This is a genomic window from Nonomuraea sp. NPDC049684 (assembly GCF_044465345.1).
GTDB lineage: Bacteria > Actinomycetota > Actinomycetes > Streptosporangiales > Streptosporangiaceae > Nonomuraea.
The window spans coordinates 122,941-142,540 of the sequence record NZ_JBITLO010000020.1 but is presented as its reverse complement, the minus strand read 5'-3'; the positions used below and the strand labels follow the sequence as shown (position 1 = coordinate 142,540).

The 19,600-nt window shown below is 71.6% G+C and carries 20 protein-coding genes; 12 read left to right on the top strand and 8 right to left on the bottom strand.

Features of this window, described 5'->3' with window-relative positions; all coding sequences use genetic code 11:
* Window positions 1–4 precede the first annotated feature (4 nt).
* A complete protein-coding gene (locus ACIBST_RS42880; RefSeq protein WP_397179244.1) occupies window positions 5–2,077 on the bottom strand; it encodes a PhoX family protein in 2,073 nt (690 codons plus the stop codon).
* A 129-nt stretch (window positions 2,078–2,206) separates the two neighbouring features.
* Here ACIBST_RS42880 and ACIBST_RS42875 point away from each other — a divergent pair, with 129 nt between their 5' ends.
* Entirely contained in the window at window positions 2,207–2,629 is a 423-nt protein-coding gene (locus tag ACIBST_RS42875; protein WP_397179271.1) for a sterol carrier family protein, read from the top strand.
* On the opposite strand, the gene ACIBST_RS42870 is transcribed toward ACIBST_RS42875, so the two are convergent.
* A complete protein-coding gene (locus ACIBST_RS42870) occupies window positions 2,626–4,494 on the bottom strand; it encodes a hypothetical protein (RefSeq protein ID WP_397179243.1) in 1,869 nt (622 codons plus the stop codon). The genes ACIBST_RS42875 and ACIBST_RS42870 overlap by 4 nt on opposite strands.
* A gap of 142 nt (window positions 4,495–4,636) precedes the next feature.
* Here ACIBST_RS42870 and ACIBST_RS42865 point away from each other — a divergent pair, with 142 nt between their 5' ends.
* The 4 genes from ACIBST_RS42865 to purM all read left to right on the top strand — a co-directional run bounded on the left by ACIBST_RS42865 (window position 4,637) and on the right by purM (window position 8,393).
* Entirely contained in the window at window positions 4,637–5,044 is a 408-nt protein-coding gene (locus ACIBST_RS42865; RefSeq protein ID WP_397179242.1) for a MarR family winged helix-turn-helix transcriptional regulator, read from the top strand.
* Window positions 5,045–5,136: 92 nt separating this feature from the next.
* Window positions 5,137–5,883: an SDR family NAD(P)-dependent oxidoreductase gene (locus tag ACIBST_RS42860; protein WP_397179241.1), complete on the top strand. Its 747-nt coding sequence runs from the start codon at window positions 5,137–5,139 to the stop codon at window positions 5,881–5,883.
* Window positions 5,884–5,934: 51 nt separating this feature from the next.
* Window positions 5,935–7,371, top strand: coding sequence for an amidophosphoribosyltransferase (gene purF / locus ACIBST_RS42855; protein WP_352361025.1), 1,437 nt, complete (start codon window positions 5,935–5,937; stop codon window positions 7,369–7,371).
* Window positions 7,368–8,393 (top strand): phosphoribosylformylglycinamidine cyclo-ligase, encoded by a 1,026-nt coding sequence (gene purM / locus ACIBST_RS42850; RefSeq protein WP_397179240.1) that lies wholly within the window; start codon window positions 7,368–7,370, stop codon window positions 8,391–8,393. The genes purF and purM overlap by 4 nt, the downstream gene beginning before the upstream one ends.
* Window positions 8,394–8,425: 32 nt before the next feature.
* Here the strand turns inward: purM and ACIBST_RS42845 are convergent, their stop codons facing one another.
* The gene (locus ACIBST_RS42845) at window positions 8,426–8,971 is read right to left on the bottom strand and encodes a CGNR zinc finger domain-containing protein (RefSeq protein WP_397179239.1); all 546 of its coding nucleotides are present in this window, start codon (window positions 8,969–8,971) and stop codon (window positions 8,426–8,428) included.
* An 86-nt stretch (window positions 8,972–9,057) separates the two neighbouring features.
* Between ACIBST_RS42845 and ACIBST_RS42840 the strand changes: the two genes are divergently transcribed.
* Window positions 9,058–9,900, top strand: a complete 843-nt coding sequence (locus tag ACIBST_RS42840) for an alpha/beta fold hydrolase (protein WP_397179238.1) — start codon at window positions 9,058–9,060, stop codon at window positions 9,898–9,900.
* Between the two features lie 91 nt (window positions 9,901–9,991).
* Here ACIBST_RS42840 and ACIBST_RS42835 read toward each other — a convergent pair whose 3' ends face one another.
* Window positions 9,992–10,219 (bottom strand): DUF3073 domain-containing protein, encoded by a 228-nt coding sequence (locus tag ACIBST_RS42835; RefSeq protein WP_352320460.1) that lies wholly within the window; start codon window positions 10,217–10,219, stop codon window positions 9,992–9,994.
* A 151-nt stretch (window positions 10,220–10,370) separates the two neighbouring features.
* Window positions 10,371–11,450 (bottom strand): Glu/Leu/Phe/Val dehydrogenase dimerization domain-containing protein, encoded by a 1,080-nt coding sequence (locus tag ACIBST_RS42830; RefSeq protein WP_352320458.1) that lies wholly within the window; start codon window positions 11,448–11,450, stop codon window positions 10,371–10,373.
* 105 nt (window positions 11,451–11,555) lie between these two features.
* Here ACIBST_RS42830 and ACIBST_RS42825 point away from each other — a divergent pair, with 105 nt between their 5' ends.
* Together ACIBST_RS42825 and bldC are read left to right on the top strand one after the other, a co-directional pair.
* The gene (locus ACIBST_RS42825) at window positions 11,556–12,419 is read left to right on the top strand and encodes a hypothetical protein (RefSeq protein ID WP_352320456.1); all 864 of its coding nucleotides are present in this window, start codon (window positions 11,556–11,558) and stop codon (window positions 12,417–12,419) included.
* A 322-nt stretch (window positions 12,420–12,741) separates the two neighbouring features.
* A complete protein-coding gene (bldC, locus tag ACIBST_RS42820) occupies window positions 12,742–12,945 on the top strand; it encodes a developmental transcriptional regulator BldC (protein ID WP_013133571.1) in 204 nt (67 codons plus the stop codon).
* 121 nt (window positions 12,946–13,066) lie between these two features.
* Here the strand turns inward: bldC and ACIBST_RS42815 are convergent, their stop codons facing one another.
* Window positions 13,067–13,678: a TetR/AcrR family transcriptional regulator gene (locus tag ACIBST_RS42815; RefSeq protein ID WP_397179237.1), complete on the bottom strand. Its 612-nt coding sequence runs from the start codon at window positions 13,676–13,678 to the stop codon at window positions 13,067–13,069.
* Between the two features lie 257 nt (window positions 13,679–13,935).
* On the opposite strand from ACIBST_RS42815, the gene ACIBST_RS42810 reads away from it, so the two are divergent.
* The 4 genes from ACIBST_RS42810 (at window position 13,936) to ACIBST_RS42795 (ending at window position 17,954) form a co-directional block, all read left to right on the top strand.
* Window positions 13,936–14,928 carry a LacI family DNA-binding transcriptional regulator gene (locus ACIBST_RS42810; protein WP_397179236.1) on the top strand — a complete coding sequence of 331 codons (993 nt, stop codon included), beginning with the start codon at window positions 13,936–13,938 and terminating at the stop codon, window positions 14,926–14,928.
* Window positions 14,929–15,136: 208 nt separating this feature from the next.
* A complete protein-coding gene (locus tag ACIBST_RS42805; protein WP_125645653.1) occupies window positions 15,137–15,385 on the top strand; it encodes a hypothetical protein in 249 nt (82 codons plus the stop codon).
* A 131-nt stretch (window positions 15,386–15,516) separates the two neighbouring features.
* Window positions 15,517–16,365, top strand: coding sequence for an N-acetylmuramoyl-L-alanine amidase (locus tag ACIBST_RS42800; RefSeq protein ID WP_397179235.1), 849 nt, complete (start codon window positions 15,517–15,519; stop codon window positions 16,363–16,365).
* Window positions 16,362–17,954 carry a beta-N-acetylhexosaminidase gene (locus ACIBST_RS42795; protein WP_397179234.1) on the top strand — a complete coding sequence of 531 codons (1,593 nt, stop codon included), beginning with the start codon at window positions 16,362–16,364 and terminating at the stop codon, window positions 17,952–17,954. The genes ACIBST_RS42800 and ACIBST_RS42795 overlap by 4 nt, the downstream gene beginning before the upstream one ends.
* Before the next feature lie 7 nt (window positions 17,955–17,961).
* On the opposite strand, the gene ACIBST_RS42790 is transcribed toward ACIBST_RS42795, so the two are convergent.
* On the bottom strand, window positions 17,962–18,522 hold the full coding sequence (locus ACIBST_RS42790) for a GNAT family N-acetyltransferase (RefSeq protein WP_397179233.1): 561 nt from the start codon (window positions 18,520–18,522) through the stop codon (window positions 17,962–17,964).
* 19 nt (window positions 18,523–18,541) lie between these two features.
* Window positions 18,542–19,594, bottom strand: coding sequence for a quinone-dependent dihydroorotate dehydrogenase (locus tag ACIBST_RS42785; RefSeq protein ID WP_397179232.1), 1,053 nt, complete (start codon window positions 19,592–19,594; stop codon window positions 18,542–18,544).
* Window positions 19,595–19,600 lie beyond the last annotated feature (6 nt).

The window sequence follows — 19,600 nt, the reverse complement described above, 5'->3', positions numbered from 1 at the left end:
GGGATCAGCTGCCGATCTTCCTGCCCCTGCCGTGCCAGACCACCGCGACCGACGGGCGCGGCTGGTCGCCGTCGGGCCAGCGGCTGGCCGGGTTGTCCGGGGTCGCGCCGTCGATCTCGCCCGGGTGCTGCACGGCCACGAACACGCTCTTCTGGTCCTCGGTGACCAGCGGGCCGCAGGTCTCGGCGCCGACCGGGACCGTCAGGAACTGGCGCAGGTGGCCGCGGTCGGAGCCGCGCACCGGCATGACGAACAGGCCGTCGTTGCTGCCGAGCTGGTTGCCGTCGGTGGAGATCCACAGGTTGCCGTCGGCGTCGAACGTCACGTTGTCCGGGCACGAGATCGGCGAGACCTTGGTCTTGTCGAACCCGGCGAAGTACGTCGTGGGGTCGTTCGGGTCGCCGCAGACGAGCGGGAGCGACCAGGCGAAGGTGGTCTCGCCCGCGTCGTTGCGCCGCTCGGCCACCTCCAGGACGTGACCGTGCTTGTTGGACGGGCGCGGGTTGGCCTCGTCCACCTGGGCGGCGGTGCGGTTGGAGTTGTTGGTCAGGGCCACGTAGACGCCGCCGGTGACCGGGTTGCGCTCCATGTCCTCCGGACGGTCCATCTTGGTCGCGCCGACCTTGTCGGCCGCCGTACGGGTGTAGACCAGCACCTCGGCGGCGGTCATGCCGTCCACGTACGACTTGTCGCCCGACACCAGCGGGATCCACTGGCCGGAGCCGTCGAACAGCCCGTCGGAGGGCAGCTTGCCGGAGCCGTCGATCTCGGCGGCCGGGCTGTCGCCGGTGAACTTGGCGACGTACAGGGTGCCCTCGTCCAGCAGGGTGCGGTTGTGACGGTCGAAGCCCGGGATGTACCGGTTCTTGGAGACGAACTTGTAGATGTACTCGAAGCGCGAGTCGTCACCCATGTAGACGACCAGACGGCCGTCCCTGGCCAGGGTGGTGTTGGCGGCCTCGTGCTTGAACCTGCCGAGCGCGGTGCGCTTGATCGGCGTGGAGTCGGGGTCGAACGGGTCGATCTCCACGATCCACCCGAACCTGTTGGCCTCGTTCGGGTGCTTGGCCAGGTCGAAGCGCTCCTCGACCCGGTCGAAGCGGCGGCTGCTCGCCGGGGTGCCCGTCGTGATCGTGTACCGCGAGATGTACGGCCGCTGCGCCTCGGGCACCTTGTCGCCGTTGACGAAGTACTGGTCGAAGTTCTCCTCGGCGGTCAGGACCGTGCCCCACGGCGTGGAACCGCCCGAGCAGTTGTTCAGCATGCCCACCGGCGCCAGGCCCTTGGGGTCGGCGGCCGTCCTGAGCAGGGCGTGACCGGCGGCGGGGCCGGAGAAGCGCATCGGCGTCTGCGCGGTGACGCGCCGGTTGTAGCGGCGGCGGCCCTTGGTGGTGAGCTTCCACTCGCCGGTGCCGTGCGCCCGCTCGATCTCCACGACCGAGCCGCCGTGCGCGGCCAGCGCGATCTTGATCTGCTCCTCGGTCGCGGCGGCGCCGCCCGTGTAGCCGCGGAACATCAGGTTCTCGTCGGTGTACTCGTGGTTCACCCACAGCAGGCCGCGGTTGTGGCCCATCGGGAAGAACGTCACGTAGTCGCAGTTGTAGCCGAACTGCTTGTTCTGGGCGTCGGCCGTCTGGTTGGCGAAGTCGAAGGCCGGCGCGTCGGGCAGCACCGGGTCGCCCCAGCGCACGACCACGGAGGAGTTGTAGCCGTCGGGGATGCGCAGCGCGTCGTCCTTGTTCGGCGGCACCGGGGTGAAGGCGATCTCACCCGGGCGGCGCCCGCCCGCCGCGACCGGCGCGGCGGCGGTCTCGGCCGCCGGCTCGTCGGCGAGCGCCGGGACCGCGCCCGCCACGCCCACGCCCGCCACCAGCGCGCCGAGCGCGCCCGCGCGCAGGACGCCGCGGCGCGACATCGCCTCCTTCACCACGTCGCCGAAGTAGGCGTTGCCCGTCGTGTTGGCGACCTCGTGCGCGCACGCGTTCCCGCAACGGAACTGACAGGTCAGAGCGGATCGGCCACCTTTGTGCGGGGTGGAAAGCAGCGGCAGCAGCCGCCCCGCCTCAGGGTTCGCCACAGGTCCTCCAGATATGTGCGCGGTTGTACGGCGGGGACGTTACGGTCGTCAACGAAACCCGGGGTGAACGACGACCTCCGTCCCGATGAACGCTTGCCGCGAGAGAATGGACCCGTGCCACCACGCAAGATGGACCCCGACAAGCTGCGCGCGGCCCTCGACGGCCAGCTCGTCGCCCTCGACGAACCGCCCTACGACGGCCCCGCCTCGGCCCTGCCCGACGCCCTGGTCGCCGCGGTGCTCACCGCCTACGACCGCGGGCTCGCCCCCGAGCGCGACGCGGCCAGGCAGGCGGTGCGCCACCTGCTGGAGAAGCTGGCCGCCGCGGCTCCCGGCCGCACGGTCGAGGTGCGCGTGCCGCCGTACGCGGCCGTCCAGGCCGTCCCCGGCCCCCGCCACACCCGGGGCACGCCGCCGAACGTGGTGGAGACCGACGCCCGCACCTGGCTGGAGCTCGCGCTCGGCCGCCTGACCTGGGACGAGGCCGTGGCCAGAGGCTCGGTCGCGGCCAGCGGCTCCCGCGCCGACCTCTCAGCCCACCTGCCGCTCTAGCGGCCCTTGCCCATCCAGGGGAACTTGCTCTCGAAGCACTGGTCGGCGAGCTGGCCGGGAAGCTGGCCGCACTCCTGGACCACCTTCCAGAACCAGATCGCGACGATCGCGAACAACACCAGCGACAAGGCGCTGATCACGATCCCGGCGATGGCCCGGCCCCGGCCCACGCGCTTGGCGAGCGCCACACAGCCGAAGACGATCGACAGGATCGCCGTGAGCACGCCGGTGAAGCAGACGAACACCAGGAACGGGCTCGCCACGCCCAGCACCAGCGAGGCGGTGGCCAGGCCGCTGCCGGGCGGCGCGGGCGGCTGGGCGCCGTAGGGGCCGTACTGACCGTAGGGGGGTGCTCCCGGCGGCGGCCCGTACCCGGGCGGCCCGCCGTAGGGGCTGGAGGGCGTGGTGCCAGGCACGGACGCATCCCGCCCCCCAGCCTCGTACGCCCCCGGAGCCCCCTCATAAGCCCCCGCTCCCCCATAGGCCCCCTCACCCGGACCACCGGCCCCCGGCCCGCCGTAAGGACCCTCGCCGCTCCCGCCGGACGCCGTGGGACCGCCACGGGTCCCGCCGGTCTCCGAGGGACCGCCGTAGGCCCCGCCGGGGGTCGTGGGGCCGGCACCGCCGCCGGGCGCCGACGGTCCGCCGTAGGCTCCTTCGCCGCCGTAGGGTGCCCCTGGCCGGCCGTGAGCTCCTTCGCCGCCGTAAGGCGCGCCTGGTCCTCCTGGGGGGACGGCCGCGCCTCCCGGGGGCGCCGGCACGCCGCCCGCGCCCGCGGTGGCACCCGTGCCTACGGCGCCTCCGTGGCCTTCGACACCTCCTGCGCCCTCTGCGCCCTCTGCCCCCACCGCGCCGCCCTCCGCGCGGGCCGCGCCGCGTTCAGCGCCGCCCTCAGCGCCCACCGTGCCGCCCGCCGCGCCGCGCTCTGCGCCGCCCGGCCGGGCGGCTGGCTCGTCGGGGCCTCTGGCCGCGTGGGTGCCGGTGGGCGGGGGCTCGAAGGTGGGTACGTCGCCGTACTCGTACCGGGAGGGCGCGGGACGGCTCGGCTCCTCGTCCGGTTGCGTGCCCCAGCCCGGATAGGCCGGGGTGCCGCCGGGCACCGGATAGACCTGCGTCTCCTCGGCGTCACCGCCGGACCACCGCGTCCTGCCGGTGCCGCCCTCCGCCGGTCCCGGCGTCTCGGGCGAGGTGGGGAAGTCGGGATGGTCCGGACGCCCTCCGGGCCTGGGCTCGTGCGACGGCGGCACGTCAGGCGGCGGCGGTGGCACCACGGGCGGCACGGGCGCGATCGGCTCCTCGCCCTCCCGCTCCTCCTCACCCTGCCGCTCCTCCTCGAACGGCCACTCATCCGCCCACCGCCCGCCTCCGGGCCGCCCCCCAGCTCCTTCACCCGCAGGCAGCCCACCCTCGGGCCGCTGCTCGTGTCCCGCATCATGCTCGCGTCCAGAGCCCTGCTCGTGTCCCGCGTGCTCGTGTCCCGCGTGCTCGTGTCCCGCGGCGGGCTCGTGGCCGGGCGGGTGCTCGTGTCCCGCCGCGTGCTCGTGTCCGGGCGGGTGTTCGTGGTCCGGGGTGGTCCAGCCCTCTGGGGTGCCTGCGCCGCCGGTCGGGCCCGCGCCGGGCGGGCCGCCGACGGCCCACTCGCTCGGGCGCCACTCGCTGCTCGTCGGCCCGCCCTCGTACGGCCCGATCTCCGGCGGCTCCTCCTCGGGCGCCGGTCGATCCTCCTCGGCCGCCCCCTCCCGCCACCATTCGGGCGTGTGCCCCGGCGGCGGCGCGGATTCGGGCCGGCCCTCGCGGGGGTGGCCTTCGGGGTGCTGCGGGTCCTGCCCCTCGCGGGGTTCGTTGGGGTCCCCAGGTGTGGTCACGTCTGCGTCTCCCGACGGGTCTGCATGCCGGATACTTCACCTTTTCGCGGAGGGCATCGGCTAAAGCGCACGACACGGTAAGACGGGCGCCATCCTTGGGTCACCATGCGCCAAAGCGGCAGGCGGCGGGCAAGATGAGTGCATGCTGGACGAGACCCTGACGTACGCCCTGATCATGGTCATGAAGACCCACCGCAACCGGATGGCCGCCGCCCTGGCGCCACTGGGCCTGCACACGGGCCAGGAGCTGCTGCTCAACCAGCTGTGGCGGCAGGACGGCCTCACCCAGGGCGAGCTGATCGCCCGGCTGGGCGTGGAGCCGCCGACCGTCACCAAGACCCTCCAGCGCCTGGAACGCGCGGGCTTCGTCCACCGCTCCCCCGACCCCGACCGCCCGCGGGTGGCCCGCGTCCACCTGACGGAGGCGGGCAAGGCGCTGCGCGGGCCGGTCGAGGAGATCTGGGCCAGGACCGACGAGGAACTCCAGCACGGCCTGGACGACGCCGAACGCGCCCTGCTGTCCCGCCTCTTCCGCACGGCCCCCCGGTAACCCTCTTCACCAAGAGCGAAACCCTCTTGCCTCCGACACCCACAACCGACTTAGCTGGCTAATTAGTCGGCTAATCGAAGAGAGGCATCCCCATGCACGCGTTCATCACCGGCGGCTCCTCCGGCATCGGCGCCGCCACCGCGCTCGCCTACGCCAGGGCCGGCGCGCGGGTCACCATCACCTACAACACCGGGCCCGGCCGCGCCGCCGAGGTCGTCAAGCGCATCGAGGAGGCGGGCGGCCAGGCGGCGGCCGTCCATCTGGACCTGGAGGACCACGCCACCATCGCGCCCGCCGCCGCCCAGGCGGGCCCGGTGGACGCCCTCGTGCTCAACGCCGTCCGCTGGGGCACGATCATGCCCAACAGCATGAGCTTTGAGGACGTGCCCGCCGCCGAATGGACGGCCGCCCTGCACGCCAACGTCGTCGGCAACGCCCTGCTCGTCCAGGCCCTCCTGCCCGGGATGCGGAGGAACGGCTTCGGCCGGATCGTCTTCGTCTCCTCGGGCGCCGCCGAGGAGGGCCAGCCGGGCCCCGGCCCGTACGGCACCGCCAAGATGGCCCTGCACGGCATGGCCCGCGCCCTGGCCTGGGAGGCCGGCAGGGACGGCGTGCTGGTCAACGTGGCCGTGGCCGGGCTCACGATCACCGAGGTCGAGCGCCCCGTCACCCAGGAGGCCCTGGACCGCGTCGCGGCCCGCACGCCGAGCCGCCGGCTCTCGACCGCCGACGACATGGCGGCGCTGATCCATTTCCTCGGATCGGCGGCGAACCGCAACGTCACCGGAGAGTTCGTCCGCGACGGATCCAACGCCGGCAGATCCTCCCACGCGGGCTGATGAAGCACCCGGGTGTGCGAGCACGGAAGCCCGCAACCTAAACTGAGGCATGTGCTGAAGGGCGACGGCCGGCTCGGCCATGACCTGGACCCCCACGACCGCGCACCCAAAGACGCTTGTGGTGTCTTCGGCGTCTGGGCACCAGGCGAGGAAGTTTCCAAACTCACCTACTACGGGCTGTACGCGTTGCAGCACCGCGGCCAGGAGTCCGCGGGCATCGCGGTCAGCGAGGGCAGCCGCATCCTCGTCTACAAGGACATGGGCCTGGTGGCCCAGGTCTTCGACGAGTCGGTGCTGGGCACCCTCCGCGGCCACCTGGCCATCGGCCACTGCCGTTACTCCACCACGGGTTCGAGCGTGTGGGAGAACGCGCAGCCGACCCTCAGCTCCACCGAGGTCGGCGGGCTCGCGCTCGCGCACAACGGCAACCTGATCAACACGCCGGAGCTGGCCGAGCGCCTGGCTCCCGGCTCCACCCGGGCGACCACCGACACAGAGGTCCTGGCCTCGCTGCTGGCCCAGGACCGCACGCGTTCCATCGAAGACTCGGCGGCCGAGCTGCTGCCGCAGGTCAAGGGCGCGTACTCGCTGGTGTTCATGGACGAGAAGACCCTCTACGCGGCCCGCGACCCGCAGGGCATCCGCCCGCTGGTCCTGGGCCGCCTGGAGCGCGGCTGGGTGGTGGCCTCCGAGACGGCGGCCCTCGACATCGTGGGCGCCACGTTCGTCCGCGAGATCGAGCCCGGCGAGCTGCTCACCATCGACGAGGACGGCGTCCGGTCCCGCCGGTTCGCCCTGCCCGACCCCAAGGGCTGCCTGTTCGAGTACGTCTACCTCGCCCGTCCCGACACCACGATCGCGGGCCGCGGCGTGCAGGTCACCCGGGTCGAGGTCGGCCGCGTGCTGGCCCGCGAGCACCCGGTCGAGGCCGACCTGGTCATCCCCACGCCCGAGTCCGGCACCCCGGCCGCCGTCGGCTACGCCGAGGAGAGCGGCATCCCCTACGGCCAGGGCCTGGTGAAGAACTCCTACGTGGGCCGCACGTTCATCCAGCCCTCGCAGACCATCCGCCAGCTCGGCATCCGGCTCAAGCTCAACCCGCTGCGCGAGGTCGTCGCGGGCAAGCGCCTGGTGGTCGTCGACGACTCGATCGTGCGCGGCAACACCCAGCGCGCCATCGTGAAGATGCTGCGCGAGGCGGGGGCGCGCGAGGTGCACGTCCGCATCTCCTCGCCGCCCGTGGCCTGGCCGTGCTTCTACGGCATCGACTTCGCCACCCGCGCCGAGCTGATCGCCGGCTCGCTGTCGGTCGAGGAGATCCGGGCCTCGCTGGGCGCCGACTCGCTGGGGTACATCTCCCTGGAGGGCCTGACCAAGGCCACCACCATCCCCGCCGAGCGGCTCTGCCGGGCCTGTTTCGACGGCTCGTACCCGATCCCCATCGACCAGGACAACGTGGGCAAGTTCGTGTTGGAGAGCAAAGCGTGAGTACCTACGAGGCCGCCGGCGTCGACATCGAGGCGGGCGAGCGCGCCGTCACCCTGATGAAGGACAAGGTGGCGCGGGCCCGCCGGCCGGAGGTGGTCGACGACGCCAGCGGCTTCGCCGGGCTCTTCGACGCCTCGGCGCTGCTGCGTTACCGGCGTCCGCTGCTCGCCTCCTCCACCGACGGCGTGGGCACCAAGGTCATGATCGCCCAGCGCTACGGCAAGCACGACACGATCGGCATCGACCTGGTCGGCATGGTCCTCGACGACCTGGTGGTCTGCGGGGCCGAGCCGCTGTTCATGACCGACTACATCGCCGTCGGCAAGGTCGTCCCCGAGCGCGTCGCCGAGATCGTCGGCGGCGTGGCCGAGGGCTGCCGGCTGGCCGGCGCGGCGCTGGTCGGCGGCGAGACCGCCGAGCACCCGGGCGCCATGGGCCCCGACGAGTACGACCTGGCCGGAGCCGGCACCGGCGTGGTCGAGGCCGACGCCATGCTGGGCGCCGACCGGATCCGCGAGGGCGACGTGGTCCTCGGGCTGGCCTCCTCCGGCATCCACTCCAACGGCTACTCGCTGGTGCGGCACGTGCTGCGCGAGGCGTCGCTGTCGCTCGACGCGGTGCTGCCCGAGCTGGGCCGTCCGCTGGGCGAGGAGCTGCTGGAGCCGACCCGCGTCTACTCGCTCGACTGCCTCCACCTGGCCCGCACGACCGAGGTGCACGCCTTCGCGCACATCACGGGCGGCGGCCTGGAGGCCAACCTGTCGCGGTCGCTGCCCGGCCACCTCGACGCGCTGCTCGACCGGTCGTCCTGGACCCCGCCGGCGATCTTCGAGGTGCTGGCCGGGCACGGGCAGATCGCCCAGAAGGACATGGACCGTACGTTCAACCTCGGCGTGGGCATGGCGGCCGTCGTGGCGCCCGGCTCGGCCGACGAGGCGATCCGGCTGCTCGCCGAGCGCGGTCTGCACGCGTGGGTGCTGGGCGAGATCGTCCAGGGCTCGGGCCAGGCCCGCTACCGCTGACCCGGGAGGGCCGGCCCGGTCCGGCCCTCCGTTCAGTCGCCCTTGTGCCGCCGGTAGTGGCGGGCGACGCGCACCCGGTTGCCGCACAGCTCCGGTGAGCACCAGCGCCGCCGGGGGTGGGCGGGCAGGAAGATCATTCGGCACCGGGGCCCCTCGCAGGCCCGGATCCGGCTCGCCGCCGGATCGGTGAGCAGGTCGGCCGCGGCCTCGGCGAGCTGCGCGAGCAGGCGGGCGAGCCGGTCGCCGTCCCTGCGCGCGCCCTTGGTGAGCCCGCCGTCCGCGACGTCCAGATGCCCGTACGCGGGCGCGGCGCGCATCGCGTCGTTGATCGCCCCGACCGCCTCGCCCGACGGGCTCTCCCCCCGGCGAACGGCGTCGACCGCCGCCGCCACGTGCGCCCGCAACGCCCGGACCGCGCCCAGGTCGTCCGCCGTGTACGGCCCCCGGACGGCGCTCAGCCGGCCCGCCTGACGATCGAGCCAGTTCCCGAACACCTCGGGCGTGTCGAGGACGTCGAAGTCCTGGGCCCGGGTGTTCACCAGGTCCAGCGCGAGCGGCTCACCGATCAGGAACTCCATGAGTCCTAATGCTACATCTCCCCCTTGACGCGTTAGAAGCATGCTCGCTATAACTAACGCATCATTGCGCGAGAAAGGCATTAGGCATGGAGATCCCGCAGATCCGCCACGGTTTCGTGGACGTGGCAGGCGTGCAGGTGTTCTACCGGGAGGCGGGCCCGCGCGACGGCATCCCCGTGCTCCTGCTGCACGGCTTCCCCTCGGCCTCCCACCAGTACAGGCGCCTGATGGACGCGCTGGGCGCCCGCTACCGCCTGATCGCGCCGGACTATCCCGGGTTCGGCCACACCGAGGCCCCCGGCGACTTCGTCTACTCCTTCGACCACCTGGCCGACGTGGTCGAGGGTTTCGTGCAGAAGATCGGGCTCGACCGCTTCGTCTGGTACGCCTTCGACTTCGGCGGCCCCGTCGGCTTCCGCCTGGCCACCCGGCACCCCGAATGGATCGCCGGCCTGATCGTCCAGAACGCCAACGCCTACGACGAGGGCCTGTCGGACCTGGCGCGCACCACGATCCACGCGCCCGCGGAGAGCCTGGGCGACCTGTTCACCCTGCCCGTCACCCGCGGCCAGTACGAGGGCGGCGCGTCGGACGTCTCAGCCGTCGCCCCCGACGGATGGACCCTCGACCAGCACTTCCTGGACCTGCCAGGACGCCGGGAAGCCCAGCTCGCGCTCGCGCTCGACTACCGCTCCAACCTCGCGCTCTACGCCGACTGGCAGGCATGGCTGCGCCGCCACCGGCCGCCCACGCTGATCGTGTGGGGCCGCAACGACGCCTTCTTCCCGGAGCCGGGCGCGCACGCCTACCTGCGGGACCTGCCGGACGCCGAGCTGCACGTGCTCGACACCGGGCACTTCGCGCTGGAGGACAAGCTCCCCGAGATCGCGCCGCTGGTCGCGGACTTCCTCGACCGCACGCAAGCGTGACGAAAGCCCCACGGTTGCCCGTGGGGCCCGACGCTCATGAACGAGGATCCGGCATCAGCCGGATCCTCGGCCACGTCACTCTGAAGAACGGCTATCGGCGACCAGAAGGACGGCCGTCTTCGTCGTCCCCGGAGCCGTAGTCATCGGCGTAATCGGCATAGCGATCCGCCAGCTCATCGTTGAGGTCGTCGGCGTCGTCATTGCTGGAGTCTCCGACCCCGAGTTCGTCGCGCAGACGGTCAAGATCCGTGCCACCGCTGTTGTACTTCAGCTGGCGAGCAACCTTGACCTGCTTGGCCTTTGCTCGGCCGCGCCCCATTGGCTCGACCCCCTCGTGTGGGGTCGTCCCCGACCCCTCGTCGCTAACGCACCACACACTGACGCCGCCTGACTTTGGACGTCAGCCTATCGTTCGCCTATTACCGTACCTGTTTTGTGCCCAGCTCGGTACGTCGTATGGGCGTGGGGCGTCAGTGGCCCAGCCAAATGGCCCTAATACGCCCGACTTCCGACATTCTGCGCTCAGCTAGCCTATCCGCTGCCACAGCCGGAGGAACGCCCTCGTCCGCCGCGATCCCGAAGATCTTCAGAGTCGTGTCGTAGATCTGGGCCGCCTTCGCCCTGGCCCGGTCCATGCTGAAGCCCTCGATCTCGTCGGCGACCTGGATGACGCCGCCGGAGTTGACCACGTAGTCGGGCGCGTACAGGATGCCGCGGTCGGCCAGCTGCTTCTCCACGCCGGGATGCGCGAGCTGGTTGTTGGCCGCGCCGCAGACGATCTTCGCCCGCAGCCCGGCCACCGTGGCGTCGTCGAGCGCGCCGCCCAGCGCGCAGGGCGCGAAGACGTCGATGTCGGACGTGGTGAGCGCCTGGGCGTCGGCGACCACCTCGACCTCCGGATGCCGCTGGCGCACCCGCTCGACGGCCCGCGGGTCGACGTCGCAGATCACCACCTCGGCGCCGTCCTCGCGCAGGAGGTCGACCAGGCGGTGGCCCACCTTCCCGACCCCCTCGACGCCGACCCGCCTGCCGTGCAGCGACGGCGTGCCGAAGACCCGCTCGGCCGAGGCGCGCATGCCCTGGAAGACGCCGAACGAGGTCAGGACGGAGGAGTCGCCGGCGCCGCCGTGGGCCAGCGTGCGGCCGGTGACGTGGCGGGACTCGCGGGCGACGACGTCCATGTCCTCGCTGAAGGTGCCGACGTCGCAGGCGGTGATGTAGCGCCCGCCGAGCGACTCGACGAACCTGCCGTAGGCGCGCAGCAGCGCCTCGCTCTTGACCTTGGCCGGGTCGCCGATGATCACGGCCTTGCCGCCGCCGAGGTCGAGGCCGGCCAGGGCGTTCTTGTAGGACATGCCCTTGGCCAGATTGAGCACGTCGGCCAGGGCCGCCTGCTCGTTCTCGTACGGATAGAACCTGGTGCCGCCGAGCGCGGGCCCGAGGGCCGTGCTGTGGACGGCGATGATCGCACGCAGGCCGCTCTGCTCGTCGGCGCAGAAGACGACCTGCTCGTGGACGTCCTTGTGGGACGTGCCGAAGACGTCGGTCACGGTAGTGACTCCCTGTCCGGTCCACCGCTCCTTCGCGGCGGAGGTCACTCTCAGACTAGTGAGCCCGACGGTGCGCGCAGGTGCTCTTCGTGACACGATGCCTCCGTGCTGCCCTATGCCGCCTACCTCCGCGTCTATGAGCCACTGACCGCGTTCGCCGAGTCCGAGCGCAAGCTGTGGGCCGACTACGCCGACTCACGCGACCGTCCGCGCCGGGCGAACGCGCTCAACGCGGAGCACAGCGAGTCGGTCATGCGCCTGCTCGGCATGCCCCCTCAGCCCGTTCCCGCCCAGGAGAGCCCCAATGCCTATCTGCGGCGCGTTGAGGACCGTTTGTACGTATGTCCCTGGCAGACCCGTCTGCGGTCGTGGCTGGCCTTCTCACGGCTTCGTGGCGCCACTCCCGTGAAGCTGATGGACCGGCTCGTGCCCAAGGCCATCGCCGAGCAGACCGCCGACGACTTCGACCGGTTCAAGCGCCGGGCCGGTTCGTCCGCCTTGCGTACGCACATTCGCACCACGGCGTGGCATGTGCCGCCATCGTGGTTCGTGCCGTTTGATGGGAACGAGCGCTGGCTGGTGCTCGGCTCCTCCACCCCGGGACAGGACGTGACGACCACTACGGGCCGTAACCTCATCTACGTCACCTCCATGGCGCAGGCCAGGAGGCGGGCGGCCCGCGCCCTCAACGTGATGCGCCGGCACCTCGGCGACGCGTCCTCCAACTTCGACGTGGAGGACATCGCGCGCTGGCTGGAGGAGTTCCACCCGCACTCGCTGGTCGAGCTCGACTACGGCGGCCTGGTCCACCTGATGAACGACGACGCCCTCCAGGCAGACCAGTCGGTTGCTGAGCTTTCGGCCGCTTTGACCGGTCTGGACACGGGTCAAGAAGAACTTGCCTATGCCATGTACCAGCGCGTCATCCTTCGGTGGAAGTCAATGCAACAGCTGGAATCTGCCAACTGACCCCCAAAACAACCGTCTGACCTGCATGAGTAGGTCACGTCTCGCGGCTGCTCTCTTCTGCGAACTGAGTAGTTTGCCGTTTTCACTGCGATACCACGAACCGTGTCGCTAGAATCACCGAGCGTGACATCGCCATGGGGGCGGGCAGTTGGGTCAAAGAAGGGCTCGCCAATCGCTCTGCGTGGCGGTATGGTCACATCGGGTGATGCCGCATATGGCTCAGAAAAGCCGCACGCTCTGCGCCATAGGGGGACATCCGTGACACGCGCAAAGGCAGTCACAGGATCGCTAAGCCGGTCCACACGGAGGAGAGGCCGCACAAATGTCAGCTCGTACACCCGAGGCCGAGCCACTGCTCACGCCCGCTGAGGTCGCGACCATGTTCAGGGTCGACCCCAAGACCGTTACGCGGTGGGCCAAGGCGGGCAAGTTGACGTCGATTCGTACCCTCGGCGGTCATCGGCGTTACCGGGAGACCGAGGTTCGCGCACTGCTGGCGGGCATTCCGCAGCAGCGTTCCGAGTAGTCGCAAGGGTCGTCACGAACCTCAGGGGGGTTGAGGGTGGACCAGGTACGCTTGCCCGGTCCACCGACGTGACGTCGCACGGGGAAGTTGGCGTCGCCCGCCCGGCGCCACTCTTCCCCCGCTACGCCAGTTGCTCGCCGGTGAGCACGTCGAGCAGCTCGCCGACCTCGCCGTCGTAGGAGGCGGCCACGCCCAGCAGGGCCACCATGTGGTCGACCAGCATCTTCTCCAGGATCGGCCGCTCGACGTCACGGTGTTCCAGCCAGTCGAGGCCGGCCGTCTCCACCGAGGCGATCCACGAGCGCAGCGTGGTGCGCAGCACCGGGCTCGGCTCCTCGACGCGCATCTGCTTCTGGATGAGGCGGAACAGCCTCCGGCGCACGCCGTCGACGATCTCCCCCACCTCGCCCGCCCGGTTGGCGGGCCCCCCGCGCAGCAGCGCGGCGAAGCCGGCGGCGTGCTCCTCGACGAAGTCGAAGTAACGCCCGAGGCCCGCGGCCAGCTCGTCGAGCGGCCTGCCGCCCTCGGCCGGGCGCAGCCGCGACTCCAGCTGCTCGGCCGCGCTCCTCAGCGCGGCCACGTAGAGCTCCTGCTTGCCGCCGAAGTAGTGGTAGACGAGCGCCCGCGAGGCGCCTGCCGCGGAGGCGACGTCGTCGATCGAGACGTCCTCGGCGTCACGGGTGCTGAACAGCTCCAGCGCGGCCGCCATGAGCTCCTCGCGACGGCGGTCCACGCTCAGCCTTCGGCGTGCGGGGCGTGCCGTCTCGGCTGACTTCCCGGGTGTCACACCTGCACAGTATCCGACGGCATGCCCAATAGCGGACGTGTGGCGAATGGGTCAATATCAGGCTTCCCTAACCCGAAGCCGTACCCTGCGGCTTACTCGATCGTTTGGTGAGACAGGTGCCCATATCCGCATCGCGGGGGAGACACATGTCAGGACCGCCCGTCAACACTTCAACCATCGCCGAGCTCCGCGAGGTAGACCCATTGCCTCGGCCACGACCCACCATCCGCAACGTCGCCGAGCGAGCCGGCGTCTCGAAGTCGCTGGTCTCACTCGTGCTGCGCGGATCCCCGCACGTGAGCGAGCATCGGCGGCAGGCAGTGCTCCAGGCGGCGCGCGAGCTCGGCTACCGGCCGAACGCGGTCGCGCGCAGCCTGGTGGAAGGACGTACACATCTGGTCGGGGCGCTCGTCGCCGACCTGCACAACCCGTTCTACGCCGAGTTCCTCGACGGCCTGCAGGAGAGCCTGCACGGCGACGGGCTGCGCATGCTGATCGGGAACAGCCAGTGGGACCCGGCGTTCGAGGACGAGGCCGTCGAGGCCTTCCTGGAGCTCCGGGTCGACGGGCTGGTGCTCTTAGGCATCGCGCCGACCAGCGAGACGCTGATCGAGGCGACCGCCTACACCCCGACCGTCGTCGTGGGGGAACGTGACATCGAGCTCGACGGCGTCGACATCGTGGTCGACGACGACCAGCTCGGCGCCAGGCTGGCCATCGACCACCTGGTGAACCTGGGGCACAAGCGGATCGCGCACATCGAGGGCCCCCGGTCCTCGCGCTGCGAGGGCTACCTCGTGGCGATGCGCAGGCATTCGCTGGCCCCGTACATCATGGTCGAGGCGGCGGACGCGACCGAGGAGGGCGGCCGCGAGGCGGCGATCGCCCTGCTGACCCGCGACCCGCGGCCGACGGCCGTGTTCGCGGCCAACGACGTGGTGGCGCTGGGCGTGCTGGCCGCCGCGGCCGAGCTGGGGCTGCGGGTGCCGGACGACCTGTCCGTGGTCGGCTACGACAACACCCACCTGTCGGCCTCGCGGCACATCTCGCTCACCTCGGTCGACCAGCCGCGCCGCGCCATGGGCCGGTCGGCGGCCGCGCTGCTGAGCGACAGGATAGGCGAGCCGGCCAAGGGCGCCCGGCTGCGCGAGATCCAACCCGAGCTGATCGTGCGCCGCAGCACGGGACCCGCCTGAGGGGATATCTGCCGGTTGCGCTGCCGTTGCGGGCCTTTACCGGCGCCGCAATGGCACGGCGGGCCAATGCGCAGGTCTCTCGTCAGCAAGCCCGCCCAAAGCCTGGGTCAAGCCGTACGGCAGCGTCGCCGGACGGCGGTTTACTCGTCAGGGTCATGCTAATTGTGGCCGAATCTGGTTCGGTCACGATCTGATCCGGGGGACAGTCATGCGTGATCCAGAACTGGTGTCCTGCGCCCAGCGCGCGGCGGCCGAGCTCGAACGCGCCTGGGGGCACTGGCGCGCGGGCAGGGGGCGGGGCACCGACGTCGGCGCCGAGTCCGTCGCCAGCTACGTGGCGCATTCCCTCGACCATCCGTGGGGCCGCCCCCGCGTCGTCCTCGGCCTGGACGCCGAGGACGCGCGGGAGCTGGCCGCCCTGCTCGAACGGCAGGAGGTTGGCGAGCACGTGTGGTGAAGCGGACGGCGAAACCGCCAGGCGGACCGTCGCAGCGGTCCCGGTCCGGCACTTCGGCAGGGTCGCGGCCCGACTCGCAGGATTGCTGTTGATACGGGCCTGAACGCGTGGCTTCACGTAAGTTGGAGCTCATGCGTGCTCTACCAGCCACCGTCCTCGCCGTCTGCGGCCTGATCGCCTCCGCGTGCGGCGGCACCGAGCCTGGTGGCGCCGCGGCAGGTCAGGCCCCCTCCACCGCCCAGGAGCCCGGCACGGCGGCCGTCCAGGACGGGCCGAAGGAGACGGCCACGGCGAAGCAGGCGCCGCCCGGCGCCAAACCGCTCGCCGGCAAGGTCATCGTCATCGACCCCGGGCACAACGGCGGCAACTACCGCCATCCGGCCGAGATCAACCGCCAAGTCGACGTGCTGACCAAGAAGAAGGCCTGCGACACGACCGGCACGGCCACGAAGAGCGGCTACACCGAGGCCGCCTTCACCTGGGACGTCTCCAACCGCATGGCGAAGATCCTCAAGCAGCGCGGCGCGACCGTCAAGCTGACCAGGTCCGACAACGACAGCGTCGGGCCGTGCATCACCCAGCGGGCCGCGATCGGCAACAAGGCCGGGGCCGACGCCGCGATCTCGGTCCACGGCGACGGCTCGGACAACCCCTCGCACCGGGGATTCCACGTGATCCTGCCGAAGAAGATCAACGGGCCGGTCGACAAGGTCGTGGGCGCCTCGACCAAGCTGGGGATCGACGTACGCGACGCCTACCTCAAGGGCACGGGCATCCCCTACTCCAACTACATCGGCAGCAAGGCACTGGACTTCCGCAACGACATCGGCGGGCTCAACCTCTCGACCGTGCCGAAGGTGCTCGTCGAGTGCGGCAACATGCGCAACGCCGTCGACGCGGCCAAGTTCCAGGATCCGAAGTTCAGGCAGCGGATCGCATTGGCGCTCGCGAACGGGATGCAGCACTATCTCGAAGCATGATTCCTCGCCCAGAGCTGCTCAGTGATCTTTCCGGCTCCTTCGAGCTGACCTCGGGCGCGACCGTCGCCGGTCCGTACGCGGACGCGGTACGTCGCGCGCTGCCCCTCCTCGACCTGCGCCCGGGTGACTCGGGCGAGATCGAGGTACGCCAGGACCCCGCGCTCGGCGCGGAGGCCTACCGGCTGATCACCGGGTCGCGGGGGATCGAGATCGTCGCCGGCGGGGCGGCGGGCGCGTTCTACGCCGCGCAGTCGTTGCACCAGTTGCTGCCGGACGCCTCCTACCGGTTCGCCGAGGGCGCGTCGTGGCCCGTGCCCGGGGTGCGGATCGAGGACGCGCCGCGGTTCGCCTGGCGAGGGCTGCACCTCGACGTGGCCCGGCATTTCTCCCCCAAGCGGGAGGTGCTCCGGCTGATCGACCTGATGGCCGTGCACAAGCTGAACCGGCTGCACCTCCACCTGGTCGACGACCAGGGCTGGCGGGTGGAGAGCCGGGCGTACCCGCTGCTTCACGAGGTCTCCTCGCACCGGCCGCGCACGGCCGTCAACTACTACCGGGAGCCGGAGGCGTACGACGACATCCCGCACGGTGGCTACTACACGCTGGAGGACCTGGCCGAGATCGGCGCGTACGCGCGGTCCAGGTTCGTCACGGTGGTGCCCGAGATCGACGTGCCGGGGCACGCCTCGGCGATCCTGGCCGCCTACCCGGCGCTCGGCGCCACCGGCGAGCCCTACGACGTGCTCGACCGGTGGGGCATCTCGCCGGCGATCCTGTCGCCGCTGCCGCCGACCGTCGAGTTCCTGATCACGATCTTCGACGAGATCATCGGCGCGCTGGGCGAGGTGCCCTTCTTCCACATCGGCGGGGACGAGGTCGTGCTCGACCACTGGGCGCAGTCGGCGCAGATCACCGCCTACCGCGAGTCGCTGGGGCTGTCCACGGTGCCCGACCTGCAGGCGTATTTCCTGCGCGAGCTGGCCGACGCCCTCGCCGAGCGCGGCGCGCGGGCCGTGGTCTGGGACGAGGCGTTCGTCAGCGGCAGGCTGCGCCAGGACACCGTCGTCATGCCGTGGCGCGGCATGGGCGTCGGGCGGCGCGCCGCCGCGGTGGGCCACGACGTGGTCGCCACCCCGGTCTTCCCGCTCTACTTCGACTACGCCGAGGCCGCCTCCGCCGACGAGCCGATGGCCATCGGCGACACCACCACGGTGGCCGACGTCGCCGCGTTCGACCCGGCCCCCGCCGACTGGACGGACGAGGAGCGGGCGCGCGTCATGGGCGTGCAGGCCCAGCTCTGGACCGAGCGGGTGCCCGACCCGCGGACCGTCGACTACCGGCTCTGGCCGCGGTCGTGCGCGCTGGCGGAGGTGGCCTGGGCCGGCTCGGGCGGCGAGGGGTTCGCCGGGCGGCTGGCGGAGCACCTGCCGCGGCTCGACGCGATCGGCGTGGAGTACCGGCCGGCGGCGGGCCCGCACCCGTGGCAGCGGCGGCGTCCGCACCGGCCGAGCGGCGTGAAGGTGAACGAGGTGATGGAGCGCATCGACGCCATGACGCACGACGCGGAGTCGACCAGGCCGAGCGTCTGAGCGGCGGTCACATGGGCGCGGGGCGGTCGTTGAGTATGCGCTGGAACAGCACGTGGTCCTGCCACTCGCCGTCGATGCTGACGGCGCGGGGTGCCAGGCCGTACTCCTCGAAGCCCGCCTTGCGCAGGACCGCCTGCGAGGCCTTGTTGTGCACGAGCGTGCCGGCCTCCACCCGGTGCAGGCTCAGGTCCTCGTCGGCGGCCCGGCACGCCTCCAGCACCGCCTTGGTGGCCAGCCCGCGCCCGTTGTAGGCGGCGTCCACCCAGTAGCCCAGCGACGCGCTCTGGGCGGCGCCGCGGATGATGCTGTTCAGGTTCATCCGGCCCACGACGCGGTCGCCGTCCGTGAGCACCCACGGCATCACGAAGCCGGCCGCACGGTCCTCGGCCAGTCGTTCGAGGCGTGCGGCCTGGCCCGCGGTGGTGAAGAAGTCGGCCGGCCTGCGGGGCTCCCAGGGGCGCAGGAAGTCGCGGTTGCGGCGGTAGGCGTCGGCCAGCGCCTGTGCGTCGGACCTGGCGACGGCGCGCATGACGACGTCGTCGGTGAGCTTCACCTCGGCATTGATCACGATTCCACGATAGAGCGCCCTAGGCGGTGCGGCCGATCGCCTCGGTGACGGAGGACAGGCCGTGGCGGCGGACCCGGCGGGCGAGCTGCCGGTGGATGCGGGCGGCCCACAGCGGGCCGCCGTAGATCCAGCCGGTGTAGCCCTGGACCAGGGTGGCCCCGGCCAGCAGGCGCTCCCAGACGTCGTCGACGTCCTCGACGCCGCCCACGGAGACCAGCGTGAGCCGGTCGCCGACCTTGGCGCGCAGCCGGCGCAGCACCTCCAGCGAGCGCCCCTTGAGCGGACGCCCGGACAGGCCGCCGGTCTCGCCACCGTGCCTGATGGTGGTGTTGGTCGCGATGATGCCGTCGAGGCCCAGCTCCACGGCCAGGTCGGCGACCGCGTCGACGTCTTCGTCGGCCAGGTCGGGGGCGATCTTCACCAGCAGCGGCGTACGGCGCGGCGTCGCGTCGGCGACCTCCTTGACCGCGGCCAGCAGCGGGCGCAGCAGCTCGACCGCCTGGAGGTTGCGCAGGCCGGGCGTGTTGGGCGAGCTGACGTTGACCACCAGGTAGTCGGCCAGCGGGGCCAGCTCCCTGGCGCCGGTCACGTAGTCGGCCACCGCCTCGGACTCCGGCACCACCTTGGTCTTGCCGATGTTCACCCCGACCACGACCGGCACCCCGCGCGTACGGCGCAGCCGCCGGGCGGCGGCGCGGGCGCCGGAGTTGTTGAAGCCCATCCGGTTGATCACCGCCCGCTCCCCCACCAGCCGGAACAGGCGCGGCCGCGGGTTGCCGGGCTGGGCGTGCGCGGTGATGGTGCCGACCTCGACGTGGCCGAAGCCGAGCGCGGCGATCGCCTCGGCGCAGGCCGCGTCCTTGTCGAACCCGGCGGCCAGGCCGAACGGGCCGGGGAAGTGCACGCCGAACGCGGTCACCCGCAGGACCGGGTCGTGCGGGGCGAACGCTCGGTGGAGCAGTCGCTTGAGCAGGGGCAGCCGGGCGAGCACGGCCAGGCCCTTGACGGTGAGACGGTGCACGGCCTCGGCGTCGAAACGCCGCAAGACCTGCGAGAACACGAGGCGATACATCACGGG

Coding starts and splice junctions, on each gene's coding strand:
- ACIBST_RS42835 (WP_352320460.1), bottom strand. CDS start 10,219: ATGGGGCGCGGCCGAGCAAAGGCCAAGCAGGTCAAGGTTGCTCGCCAG.
- ACIBST_RS42795 (WP_397179234.1), top strand. CDS start 16,362: ATGATTCCTCGCCCAGAGCTGCTCAGTGATCTTTCCGGCTCCTTCGAG.
- ACIBST_RS42800 (WP_397179235.1), top strand. CDS start 15,517: ATGCGTGCTCTACCAGCCACCGTCCTCGCCGTCTGCGGCCTGATCGCC.
- ACIBST_RS42845 (WP_397179239.1), bottom strand. CDS start 8,971: ATGGAGTTCCTGATCGGTGAGCCGCTCGCGCTGGACCTGGTGAACACC.
- bldC (WP_013133571.1), top strand. CDS start 12,742: ATGTCAGCTCGTACACCCGAGGCCGAGCCACTGCTCACGCCCGCTGAG.
- ACIBST_RS42785 (WP_397179232.1), bottom strand. CDS start 19,594: ATGTATCGCCTCGTGTTCTCGCAGGTCTTGCGGCGTTTCGACGCCGAG.
- ACIBST_RS42865 (WP_397179242.1), top strand. CDS start 4,637: ATGCTGGACGAGACCCTGACGTACGCCCTGATCATGGTCATGAAGACC.
- ACIBST_RS42805 (WP_125645653.1), top strand. CDS start 15,137: ATGCGTGATCCAGAACTGGTGTCCTGCGCCCAGCGCGCGGCGGCCGAG.
- ACIBST_RS42875 (WP_397179271.1), top strand. CDS start 2,207: ATGGACCCCGACAAGCTGCGCGCGGCCCTCGACGGCCAGCTCGTCGCC.
- ACIBST_RS42840 (WP_397179238.1), top strand. CDS start 9,058: ATGGAGATCCCGCAGATCCGCCACGGTTTCGTGGACGTGGCAGGCGTG.
- ACIBST_RS42860 (WP_397179241.1), top strand. CDS start 5,137: ATGCACGCGTTCATCACCGGCGGCTCCTCCGGCATCGGCGCCGCCACC.